An 11,785-nucleotide genomic window follows, 5' to 3' on the forward strand; every position below is an offset into this window, starting at 1 on the left:
AGTTATACTTATCCTAATGATCTTCGATGATGCGTTACAAAAAATAGCAAGCAATTCAAATTGTTTGCAATAAAACGTTTTAATATTCTTTTATATTTGAATTATTACAAAGAGAGTGACTATGCAAAGTAATAACCCAATTTTAACGCGTGCGGAAACGTATGCAGATTATGCAGAACCTATGACTGTACAAGGTGCAATCCAAAAATCAGTTTTGTTAACTGTGATTGCCGCTGTACTGGGTTTGGGTATTTTTTTCTATAGCTTTAGTACTTTAAATATTGGTATTGCATACGCTGCTGCAATGGTTGGTGCAATTGGTGGTCTTATTCTCGCGTTAATTACCACATTTAAACCGAATACCGCACCTGTTTTAGCAATCCCTTATGCATTTTTTGAAGGTGCTTTTTTGGGTGGCGTATCGGTTATTTTCCAAATGAAATTCCCTGGTGTGCCATTACAAGCACTTTTGGCAACCTTTGTAACAACCTTGGTGATGTTTGGTTTATACCGTTTTCAGATTATTCATGCGACTGAGAAATTCAAATCAGTTGTGATGTCTGCAACGATTGCGATTGCATTGGTTTTTGTGGTGCAATTTGTTATGCGTTTAGCCTTTGGTTCAAGTATTCCATTCATTTTTGAAAGTAACTGGTTAGGTCTTGGTTTTGCAGCATTTGTTGCTGTTATTGCTTCGCTTAATTTAATTCTTGATTTTGATTTGATTGAATCTGCTGCTGCGCAACGTGCGCCTAAAGCATTTGAATGGTTGTGTGGTATTGCGTTATTGGCAACTTTGGTTTGGATGTATTATTCATTCATGCGCTTATTTAGCTTACTTCAAGGTGATGATTAATTTGATTTAATTCATTCCTGTGTAGGCTGTACCAAAAAATCACGCTCATGAGCGTGATTTTTTATTATTTCGTAAACTTTCGAAAAAAGATGCATTATGCAATTTTGTTCTGCGCAAAGTCTTGGCATTATGCATGCAAACATTATCAAGTGAGAATTTCATGGCACAAGGACTATTGGCAGGTAAGCGCTTTTTAATTGCGGGCGTTGCGAGTAAATTATCCATTGCATTTGGTATTGCTCAGGCATTACACCGTGAAGGTGCAGAACTTGCATTTACTTATCCAAATGAAAAATTAAAAAAACGTGTTGATGAGTTTGCAGAACAATTCGGTTCACAATTGGTATTTCCTTGTGATGTTGCAAATGATGCTGACATTGACAATGCTTTTGTTGAATTGGCAAAACACTGGGACGGTTTAGATGGTGTGGTGCACTCGATTGGTTTTGCACCAGCGCATACGCTTGATGGTGACTTTACTGATGTGACTGACCGTGAAGGTTTTAAAGTTGCACATGACATTAGCGCATATAGTTTTGTGGCAATGGCACGTGCTGCAAAACCGTTATTGCTTGTCCGTCAAGGTTGTTTACTGACGTTGACTTATCAAGGTTCTGAAACTGTAATGCCAAACTATAATGTTATGGGCATGGCAAAAGCATCATTAGAAGCAGGTGTACGTTACTTAGCTTCAAGCCTTGGTGCTGAAGGGATTCGTGTCAATGCAATTTCAGCAGGACCTATCCGTACTTTGGCTGCTTCAGGAATCAAATCATTCCGTAAAATGTTGGATGCTAATGAGAAAATTGCACCATTAAAACGTAATGTGACGATTGAAGATGTAGGGAATGCTGCATTATTCCTATGTTCACCGTGGGCAAATGGTATTACTGGCGAAATTCTTTATGTTGACGCTGGTTTCAATACTGTAGGTATGAGCCAATCGATGATGGATAGTGAATAACTTTTTGTTCTCATTATTCTAAATGCTTTATAAAAAGCCCTTTACAGGGCTTTTTTAAGTTTTAAGGCAATTGCTTAATCGGACTGCCACCCAAAGCTTGCATCAAAGTAACATAAGCATTGTATTGATTTTGTTTGGTTTGAACCAACGATACTCGAGCATTTCGAGTTGTTTCCTGTGCATCCAATAAATTTTTCAATGCAATTGCACCATTACGATAACGTACTTCAGTTAAACGCTCCGTTTTTTCAGCAAGCTCTAAATTTTTTTGCTGAAAAGTCACTTGCTTGTCTAATTCACTACGGTTTGACAGCGCATTTTCAGTATCGGCAAATGCTTGATATAGCGTATTACGATACTGAATAATTGCTTTTTCATAGTCCAATTCACTGATCTTGATATCTTTCTTCATATCATTATATTGAAGAAACGGTAAGCTCAAGCTTGCACCTAAAGTCAGAGCAGGGTTTTTCAATAAATTGGTCAATGATGTACTGGTCGAGCCTAAATTTCCAGTAAGGCTAATGGAAGGGTAGTAACTGGCTTTGGTTGCATCTTTGGTTGCTAATGACTCACGTAAACGTAATTCAGCAGCACGTAAATCAGGACGACGAGACAAAATATCCGCAGGTAAACCCGACGCAATATTCGGCAAACTGATACGAGGTAAACGTTTAGGCTCTTGAATATTCAATTGCTGAACTGGAATTTGTAGTAACACCGCTAATGCAGTACGAGCTTCAACCAACTGCTGCTCAATTTGACTTAAACTGGCTTTTTGACTTTGCACAGATTGCTCAGCCTGCGTCAAATCGAGACCAGAAACAGCTCCTGCTCGATACTGTGTTCGTACCAATTCATAGGTTTTTTGTGTTGCGGCTAAACTTTGTTGTGCTGTGCTATAACGCTCATTCAAATAGCCCAATTGCCAATATAAATTTGCAGTTGTTCCCACTAAAGTTTGCCCAGTGGCTTGCAAATCTTGTTCAGTGGCTAAAGATTCCCATTTGGCTGCCTCAGTTTGACGAGCCAATTTTCCAAACAAGTCAACTTCATAGCTCACACCTGCACTTAAAGATACACCTTTGGCAGCATCATCACCTGAATTTAGATCAAAACTATGTCCTGTCGATACGCCTGAGTTGACACGAGGTCCTTGTTGGTCACGTGCCAAACCAGCTTTTAAACGTGCAGTTTGTAAATTGATGCCAGCAACAGCCAAATCAGCATTACGTTGAATAACTTGATCCACCAATTGGTTGAGCTGAGTGTCTCCAAATAAAGTCCACCACTGATCTGCATACAAATCTGCATGGATCTGTTGAGATTTCGCCTTGTCATAAGCAAAGCTATTCGGAATTTGCACAGAAGGTGCTTCATAGGGAGTTTTGACTACAGCAGCACATCCGACCAATGAACTTCCAAGAATCAAGGCTGTTACAAGTTTTGTTAAATTCATTTGCATGAAATTTTTCCTTATTCTTTGATTATTCACGGGACAGTGCATCAACAGGATTGAGCTGTGCTGCATTACGTGCAGGAATGAATCCAAACACCACACCAATCAAAGTTGAACAGACGAAAGCGGCAATAATTGAAGTTGTTGAATAGGCCATTTGGAAGGAGCCTTTGGCCACTTGACTAAAGAGTTGTCCGATTCCTAAAGAGAGTAGAACACCTAAAATGCCACCTAGAATACAGACTAAAATTGCTTCAATTAAAAACTGCTGCAAAATATCGCTTTGACGCGCACCTACAGCCATACGTACCCCAATTTCTTGGGTACGTTCTGTCACAGAGACCAACATGATATTCATGACACCAATACCGCCGACCACCAGTGAAATGACTGCAATCGCAGAAACCAATAAGGTCATGGTCTGTGTGGTTTGTTCAATAGTTTCACGAATACTATCTGAGTTTTGAGTAAATACATCTTGAGCACCGTGGCGTTGTTCAAGTAAAGATAGAATGGCATTTTCAGCAACAGCCGTTGGATATTCATCTTTCACTCGGACAATAATACTTCGTACATTGGCTTGACCTAACATGCGACTCATGACTGTTGAATACGGTAAATAGACATTTAGACTGTCAGAATTTCCCATCATGCCTTGTTGCGCATCCACAACGCCAATGATTCGGCTTGGGACACTGCCGAGTAAAATGACTTGTCCTAAAGGATCTGTACCATCACTAAAGAAGGTTTTTTTAGTATTTGAATCAATCACCACATCTTGAGCACGTTGCGTCACGCTTTGCTTATCAAAAGCTTGCCCCGAGGCAAAGGTTAAACCTTTTACATTAAAGAAGTCGTTACTGACTCCATTGACTGTGGCAGAAGCTTCAATTTCTTTAAAACGAGCAGTGACACTACTATTCACCGTCGGACTGACGGCTTCAACATAGGGCTGTTCAGAGAGTGCATCGGCATCGGAGGGAACGAGGGTTTTAAACTGCGCTGTTTTGGAGTTATCGCCAAAGCCACGACCTTGGAACACCGTAATGGTATTGGTACCTAAACTGCTAATATTTTCAAGGATCTGTTTTTGCGAACCATTGCCTAGAGCAACGACTGAAACCACAGAGGCAATCCCAATAATGATGCCGAGCATGGTGAGGAATGTACGCATACGATGCGCATTCATTGCCAATAAAGCCATACGGAATGCTTCAGCAAAACGGTCTAATGCAGAACGCCATTTTGAAGATTTTTTTCGACTAGATTTTGGCTCATTCTCTACAACAACATCAATTTCTTTATCATGCTCAGGTGTATTCGGGCGGTCTGAAATAATATTGCCATCACTGATCTCAATAATACGTGTCGCATTTTTAGCAACATTCATATCATGGGTGACTAAAATGATGGTGTGACCTTTGGCATTGAGTTCACGTAAAATACGTATCACTTCAACACCACTATTTTTATCCAATGCACCTGTTGGCTCATCGGCAAGGATTACATCACCACCATTCATCAAGGCACGAGCAATCGACACACGTTGTTGTTGACCACCTGAGAGCTGATTCGGACGGTTTTGAGTTTTTTCGCCAAGACCTAAATCAGTCAATATTTCATGTGCACGTTTTTGGCGAACAGTCGGATCCATACCTGCATAAATGGCAGGCACTTCAACGTTTCCAGCTGCATTTAAATCGCCAAGTAAGTGATAACGCTGAAAAATAAAACCAAAATATTCACGACGAAGCTGTGCCAATTCATCTGCTTCAAGTTCACGAGTTTCTCGTCCATTGACTTGATAGCTACCCGAAGTGGGTTGGTCTAAACAACCCAAAATATTCATTAATGTTGATTTACCAGAGCCTGATTGTCCAACAATAGCAACCAGTTCTCCTGCATAAATTTTTAAATTAATGCTTTTTAAAATTTGAATCGTGGATTCACCCGCAGGGAACTCACGAATCAGATTATTCACCTCTAACAGAGGTTGGTCGATCTGATTATTGTTTTGTTCCATGCTTAAAATCTCATTGCGCCACTACGGTTACTACGCTTAGCAGCATCATTCGATGTATCAGAACCATCTGCCAAGATAACTTGTTCACCTTCATTCAAACCACGTAACACTTGTGCGGTCACGCGGTTGTTTAATCCAACTAAGACTTGTTTGCGTTTAGTTGTGTTATCCGCTTGGAGTATACGAACGACAGCGACAGATGCTTTACCTTGCTCAACGAGTGCTTTTTCATCTGCTGTCAGTTGTAGACGTTCTGGGCGTTCACTATTGCCAGTGCCATTTTTATTGCTTTGGTTTTTTTGTGTTCCATTCGATTGCGTTGCACTTGCTGACGTATTCGAATTTTTATTACCTGAGCGTTCTGTACGATTTGAAGTTTGTAATGCGGCTGCAGGGATAGTCAGTGCATTTTTTGCTTCTGCTAAGATAATGTAAACCTGAGCAGTCATGTCGATACGCAATTTTCCATCATCGTTGGGAACATCAAACAGGGCATTGTAATAAATTGCTGTACTTGAAGATGATGAAGAGTTGCTTGATGTTTCTGTATTGATTGATTCAGGTGCAGGCTCGACCTGACGCAAAGTTGCATAACGCTTTTTCTCGCTATCACCTAAAGTGGTAAAATACACTTTTTGACCTTCTTCAACCTTCATCACATCCGCTTCAGAAATTTGTGCTTTGATGGTCATGGTGTCTAATTTTGCCAATTTCACAATCGTTGGTGCACTTTGGTTTGCGTTTACGGTTTGACCTTCTTCAGTCACAATTGCAACCACAGTTCCATCCATTGGTGCCACAATACGGGTATAACCTAAGTCTTCTTTGGCTGTTGCTTGAGTTAAACGTGATTGTTCAATTTGTGCATTCATGGCCGTAATATCGGCTTGAGCTGTTTTAAAGGCAGCTAAAGCACTTTCATATTCTGCTTTCGATGTTGCATCTTGAGCAAACATATTCTTTTGACGGTTATATTCTGCTTCGGCTTTGGCTAATGTTGCTTGTTTGGTTGCCAACTGCGCTTGTTGGTTTTTGATATTGGCTTCCGTGGTTTTTAATTCATTTTCCTGACGGACTGAATCAATTTGTGCAATCAGTTGGCCTTGCTTCACTTGGTCACCCAATTTCACATACATTTTTTTGACTTGACCTGAAACCTGCGCACCAACACTGACCATTTTGGTTGCTTCTAAGTCACCTGTAGCAAGAACAGAGTCTTCAATATCTCCACGGCTAGCTTCTGCCGTGATGTACTGTGGTTGTTCATTTTTAGGTTTAAGCATAAACCAAGAAATAGTTGCAATAATGGCAAGACAAACCGCTATTAGAATGGCTTTTGCAGGTTTTATTTTTGGCATGGCAAATGAATGGCTGATTTGAAAATTGATTAAATTATAATGAGCAATTAAGGATAAAGCGTGAATTTTTTCAAATAAATAGAAATGAGAATTATTTTCCATACTAATTCTCATTGTTTTCATTTTATAAAATATTGAGGTTTAAGTATTGATAAATAATGTTTTCCCACACAGTTCAGCAATACACTGTTGAATTAAATGTTCAGGATTTTCTTTACTTAGACCTTTAATCGCAGCATCGATACGTAATAAAAGTTGTGGCCAATTCAAAAAAGCACGAGGATTTAAGCGTCTAAGTGTTTGTTGGTAATGAGAAACTTTAGTTTTCCAAATACCCAGTTGTAACGCATTTTGTGGTTGTTCATACAATTGCATCAAAAGACGCATTTCTTTACTGATCGTCCACAGAATTAAACTGTTTGGTTCACCAGATTCAATGAGGTATTGGAAAATTTTAACGGATAAGGCTAAGTTTCCAGAAAGCAATGCATCACTCAAATCGAAAGTGCTATAGCGAGACTGATCTTGTAGACATTCTTGCAAATGTTCAATTTCAATTTGCTTCTGATCTGGAAATGTATCTGCAACTCGCATCAAGCTATTTTTTGCCGCCAATAGATTATGTTCATGGTGCTGTTCTAACCATGTCCATGCATCTTGATTGAGTTGCACACCCAATTGATCCGCTTCTATAGACAAAATACGTTGACGGTCTTGTGGGTAATTTGCTGTCAGTGAAACGACCACACCATTGGCTTCTACAGTTTGAAAAAAGCTTGATTTTAAACTTGCAGAATCTTGCTTAGGCATGACAATTAAAAGCAAATTATGTTCATTGTGTTGAATATATTGCTTAAGTTGTTTGAGTGCATTGGCATCTGGTTTGATATTGCCATGTACTTCGATCGCTAAGTTCTGCGAAAAAAGCGACAAACTGTTTAATGCATTAAATACATTTTTCCAGTCTGCGACACTATTTAAATCATAACGCTGTCTTTCAATTTCATGTGATGCCCAACTTTTACGAAAGGCATCTAAAACATTTTGTTCTAAAAGTGGTTCTTGACCATATAAAATCCAAGCTCCACGAGCTTCATCGACTCTTTTTAAGGCTTGTAAATAGTCAAGTTTCATACTGAATTTATTGCGCCGCAGGTTGGATATTGATGGATTTTGCTTTTGGTAAGCGATTTGCCGCAATTTGACGAGTCATTTGCTGAGCAATATCATCAATCAAAATTTGACTTAAATAATTGTACTGTTGGTCATCTGTATTGACCGTTTCAACATCATATTGATAACTGCGTGAAGCGGTTAATGTACGTGGTTCAGTAATTGGATTGCCTTGTTTATCTTCAATTTGGAAAGTGACGCTCAAACGTAATAAAGTTTCAATTAGCTTACCATTGAGTTCATGGCGAACAGGTTTGTAATCCAGTACACGTAACACATAAGCATCATTGGCATTACTGAGTTGAACGCCAGTTGCAGTTAAATACACACTGAGCTTTTTCTCAAGATCATCGGTATTTTTAGGAAGTTGTAAGTTTAATTTTGTATAAACCAAAGGCGTTGCTTGTGCATTGGTGCCTTTTAAGTGAAAGCCACAGCCGACTAAGCCCGCACTTAGACCCAAAGTTAATACAACTGCGGCAACACGTTGAACTAAATGCATGCTTTGTCCTCTTTGATATTCCAAAATTTATGGAATATTTAATTTTTTAAAATTCACCACATTTTAGAATTAAAGCCCGTTGAATGACAACGGGCTTTGTTTGGGTTTTGTTTATCGCTTTCAGTTCCTTCTCCCTCAGGGAGAAGGTTAGGATGAGGGGAATTTACCTCTCCCTAGCCCTCTCCTAGAAGGAGAGGGAACTTAAGAAGGAGCTTTAAAGCGTTTTAAACCACTAAATTCACTAATTTATTCGGTACAACGATCTCTTTCTTGGTTGGGCCAGTCAAGAATTGTTGAACTTCTGGTAATGCTTTTGCCAATGCCAATAATTCATCTTTCGATGCATCAACTGACACTTCTAATTTACCACGAAGTTTACCATTCACCTGCACCACAATCGTTTGTGTATTACGTGTTAAAGCAGATTCATCCACAGTAGGGAATAACACAGTGGTTAAATCAATACCAAACTCAGCCAATAAAGTTTGACTTAAATGAGGTGCAAACGGTGCAAGCAAAGTAAGCAAAGTCATAATCGCTTCACGTGCTACAGCAACATCATTGTCATCTTTTGCATCAAACTTATTACTCGCATTCAATAACTCCATCAATGCAGCAATCGCTGTATTGAATGCATGACGACGTTCGATGTCATCACCGACCTTTTGAATGGTTTCATGGGTTTTACGACGTAAGTCTTGCGCTTCAGTAGACAACTTTGCAGTGTCAATCGCGGCAGCAGAGTTACCTTTTTCAAGGAAGCTTGTCGTTAAACGCCAAACACGTTTCAAGAAACGATTTGAACCTTCAACACCTGCATCAGACCATTCTAAAGACTGATCTGGTGGTGCAGCAAACATCATAAACACACGTGCAGTATCTGCACCGTATTGGTCAATAATGGCTTGTGGGTCGATACCATTATTCTTTGATTTCGACATCTTTTCTTGACCACCAACCACAACCTCTTGGCCATCACCATTATATTTTGCTGAGATAATACGACCTTTTTCGTCTTTCTCTAACTCGATATCTGCTGGGTTAAACCAAGTTTTCTTACCTGAATCTGCTTCACGATAGAAAGTATCAGCAAGCACCATACCTTGAGTTAAAAGGTTAGTGAATGGTTCATTGCCCTGTACTACACCTTCATCACGCATTAACTTGTGGAAGAAACGTGCATAAAGTAAATGTAGAATCGCATGCTCCACACCACCGATATATTGGTTTACAGGAAGCCATGTCTGCGCAGCTTCAGGTTTAACTAGGCCACCAGTAAAATCAGGAGATGCATAGCGAGCATAATACCAAGATGATTCTACAAAGGTATCCAATGTATCTGTTTCACGACGTGCATCGCCACCACAGCTTGGGCATTGGGTTTCATAAAATTCAGGCATTTTATTTAACGGGTTGCCTGAACCATCTGGAACAACATCTGTTGGCAGAACAACTGGAAGTTGTTCTTCAGGAACAGGTACTTGACCACATTTCTCACAGTTGATCATTGGAATTGGGCAACCCCAATAACGTTGACGAGAAACGCCCCAGTCACGTAAGCGGAATTGAACTTTAGGATTCGCCAATTCTTGTGGTTGTAATTTAGCAAGCAAAGCGTCATAAGCTTGCTGAATGGTTAAGCCATTCAATTCACCTGAATTTATTAGAGTACCTTCTTTAACGCCGTACCATTCCTGCCAATTTTGTGCGTCGTATTCGCCATCACCTTGTTTAGCATTGTCAATCACTTGGGTGATTGGAAGTCCAAATTTATTGGCAAATTCAAAGTCACGTTCATCATGTGCAGGTACACCCATCACAGCACCAGAACCGTAAGACATCAACACATAGTTGGCAATCCAAACAGGAACTTCTTCACCTGTCACAGGATGTTTTACAGATAGACCTGTTGCCATGCCTTTTTTCTCAGCAGTCGCAAGATCCGCTTCAGCAACAGAACCCATACGGCATTCTTCAATAAATGCTTTTAAAGCATCATTGTTTTCAGCTGCTTTCAGTGCAATAGGGTGTTCTGCTGCTACAGCAACATAACTCACACCCATTAAAGTATCTGGACGAGTGGTATAAACAGTCAAAGCATCTGCATAAATGTCTGGATTTGCAGAAGGGAAGGTAACATCCATCCCTTGTGAGCGACCAATCCAGTTGCGTTGCATGGTCAAGACTTGTTGTGGCCAACCATCTTTTAACGTATCTAAATCGTCTAATAATTCTTGCGCATAGTCTGTAATGCGGAAGTAATACATTGGAATATCACGTTTTTCTACCAATGCACCTGAACGCCAACCGCGACCATTTTCAACTTGCTCATTGGCAAGTACAGTTTGATCCACTGGATCCCAGTTCACTGTTGAAAGTTTGCGGTAAATCAGACCTTTTTTATATAGTTGAACGAATAACCATTGTTCCCAGTGATAATATTCTGGTGTACACGTTGCAAATTCACGATCCCAATCGACAGAAAGCCCAAGTTTCTTTAACTGATCACGCATATATGCGATATTTTCAAAAGTCCACTTTGCAGGAGCAACTTGATGGGCAATCGCTGCATTTTCAGCAGGCAGACCAAAAGCATCCCAACCCATCGGTTGTAGAACAGTTTCACCTTTGAGACGGTGAAAGCGACTGATCACATCGCCAATTGTATAGTTACGCACATGACCCATATGCAGTTTGCCGCTTGGGTATGGGAACATCGAGAGGATATAACGACGTGGACCTTCTACAGTGTCGGCAACTTTGAATGATTTGCGATTTTCCCAGTCTTTTTGGACTTGAGGCTCAATCGCGCTCGCTTGATATTCAGGGTCAATATGAGTAGTCATAAACGTATTTTGAGAATAATGGTTAAAAAACTGTGTTGCACAGCATAGCGCAAAATGCACTAAAAAGTGAATTTTGCGTGTGATTTAAAACTGAAAAAATTAAAGTGTTTTATTATTTTGGCACTTTAATCCAATTATCGAGCAACTTCGGCATTTGAAGACACCTTTTGAGCATTTTGTAATGCGGCATTCGCTTCTTTTTGCTGATCGACTATTGGTGCTGAATTTTGCCCATTCGCAACAGGTTGTGGTGCAGTTTGTGGCACAGCTGGCTGAGTGGCCACAGGCTGTACAGGCACAGGTGCAGTTTTTACTGGTGTTGAATTTCCTCCCCAACCATAAGTATCTACTTTTGTTTTACTCCGTGAGTTTTTAGGTGGCGGTGTTGTGGTGTAATGTGTAGAACCTTTGCTATCTACCCATTTATAATATTGTTTTGCATGCGTTGTCGTCATTGTCATGCCTAGTGTAGCTGCTACCAATGTCGCTAGAACCGTATGTGTCAGACCATGTTTTTGTTTCATTATTAAAAGACCTTTGCGTCAACTTTATATAAACAGGACGTTAAAATTTTCCGAGTTGTTAATATACATTGGATCTTTTT

The 11,785-nt window shown here is 39.9% G+C and carries 9 protein-coding genes; 2 read left to right on the forward strand and 7 right to left on the reverse strand.

The window, feature by feature from the left end:
* The first annotated feature begins 121 nt into the window (after positions 1–121).
* Positions 122–856 carry a Bax inhibitor-1/YccA family protein gene (locus CDA10_RS10965; RefSeq protein WP_089605648.1) on the forward strand — a complete coding sequence of 245 codons (735 nt, stop codon included), beginning with the start codon at positions 122–124 and terminating at the stop codon, positions 854–856.
* 160 nt (positions 857–1,016) lie between these two features.
* Positions 1,017–1,820: an enoyl-ACP reductase FabI gene (locus CDA10_RS10970; protein WP_089605812.1), complete on the forward strand. Its 804-nt coding sequence runs from the start codon at positions 1,017–1,019 to the stop codon at positions 1,818–1,820.
* A gap of 61 nt (positions 1,821–1,881) precedes the next feature.
* On the opposite strand, the gene CDA10_RS10975 is transcribed toward CDA10_RS10970, so the two are convergent.
* The 7 genes from CDA10_RS10975 to CDA10_RS11005 form a co-directional block, all read right to left on the reverse strand.
* Positions 1,882–3,285 (reverse strand): efflux transporter outer membrane subunit, encoded by a 1,404-nt coding sequence (locus CDA10_RS10975; protein WP_089605649.1) that lies wholly within the window; start codon positions 3,283–3,285, stop codon positions 1,882–1,884.
* Positions 3,286–3,307: 22 nt separating this feature from the next.
* A complete protein-coding gene (locus tag CDA10_RS10980) occupies positions 3,308–5,302 on the reverse strand; it encodes a MacB family efflux pump subunit (RefSeq protein ID WP_089605650.1) in 1,995 nt (664 codons plus the stop codon).
* A gap of 2 nt (positions 5,303–5,304) precedes the next feature.
* Positions 5,305–6,660, reverse strand: a complete 1,356-nt coding sequence (locus CDA10_RS10985; protein WP_089605813.1) for a MacA family efflux pump subunit — start codon at positions 6,658–6,660, stop codon at positions 5,305–5,307.
* Between the two features lie 141 nt (positions 6,661–6,801).
* Positions 6,802–7,794: a DNA polymerase III subunit delta gene (gene holA / locus CDA10_RS10990; RefSeq protein WP_089605651.1), complete on the reverse strand. Its 993-nt coding sequence runs from the start codon at positions 7,792–7,794 to the stop codon at positions 6,802–6,804.
* 7 nt (positions 7,795–7,801) lie between these two features.
* A complete protein-coding gene (locus CDA10_RS10995) occupies positions 7,802–8,335 on the reverse strand; it encodes an LPS-assembly lipoprotein LptE (RefSeq protein ID WP_089605652.1) in 534 nt (177 codons plus the stop codon).
* A gap of 224 nt (positions 8,336–8,559) precedes the next feature.
* On the reverse strand, positions 8,560–11,181 hold the full coding sequence (gene leuS / locus CDA10_RS11000) for a leucine--tRNA ligase (RefSeq protein ID WP_089605653.1): 2,622 nt from the start codon (positions 11,179–11,181) through the stop codon (positions 8,560–8,562).
* Positions 11,182–11,315: 134 nt separating this feature from the next.
* Complete coding sequence (locus CDA10_RS11005) at positions 11,316–11,705, reverse strand: DUF4124 domain-containing protein (RefSeq protein ID WP_089605654.1); 390 nt, start codon at positions 11,703–11,705, stop codon at positions 11,316–11,318.
* Between the last annotated feature and the right edge of the window lie 80 nt (positions 11,706–11,785).

It is taken from the genome of Acinetobacter piscicola (genome assembly GCF_002233755.1).
Classification (GTDB): Bacteria; Pseudomonadota; Gammaproteobacteria; order Pseudomonadales; family Moraxellaceae; genus Acinetobacter; species Acinetobacter piscicola.

Excerpts from the sequence above, each read along its gene's own strand:
- CDA10_RS10965 (WP_089605648.1), top strand. The coding sequence starts at position 122 with ATGCAAAGTAATAACCCAATTTTAACGCGTGCGGAAACGTATGCAGAT.
- CDA10_RS11005 (WP_089605654.1), bottom strand. The coding sequence starts at position 11,705 with ATGAAACAAAAACATGGTCTGACACATACGGTTCTAGCGACATTGGTA.
- CDA10_RS10970 (WP_089605812.1), top strand. The coding sequence starts at position 1,017 with ATGGCACAAGGACTATTGGCAGGTAAGCGCTTTTTAATTGCGGGCGTT.
- holA (WP_089605651.1), bottom strand. The coding sequence starts at position 7,794 with ATGAAACTTGACTATTTACAAGCCTTAAAAAGAGTCGATGAAGCTCGT.
- CDA10_RS10980 (WP_089605650.1), bottom strand. The coding sequence starts at position 5,302 with ATGGAACAAAACAATAATCAGATCGACCAACCTCTGTTAGAGGTGAAT.
- CDA10_RS10985 (WP_089605813.1), bottom strand. The coding sequence starts at position 6,660 with ATGCCAAAAATAAAACCTGCAAAAGCCATTCTAATAGCGGTTTGTCTT.
- CDA10_RS10975 (WP_089605649.1), bottom strand. The coding sequence starts at position 3,285 with ATGCAAATGAATTTAACAAAACTTGTAACAGCCTTGATTCTTGGAAGT.
- leuS (WP_089605653.1), bottom strand. The coding sequence starts at position 11,181 with ATGACTACTCATATTGACCCTGAATATCAAGCGAGCGCGATTGAGCCT.
- CDA10_RS10995 (WP_089605652.1), bottom strand. The coding sequence starts at position 8,335 with ATGCATTTAGTTCAACGTGTTGCCGCAGTTGTATTAACTTTGGGTCTA.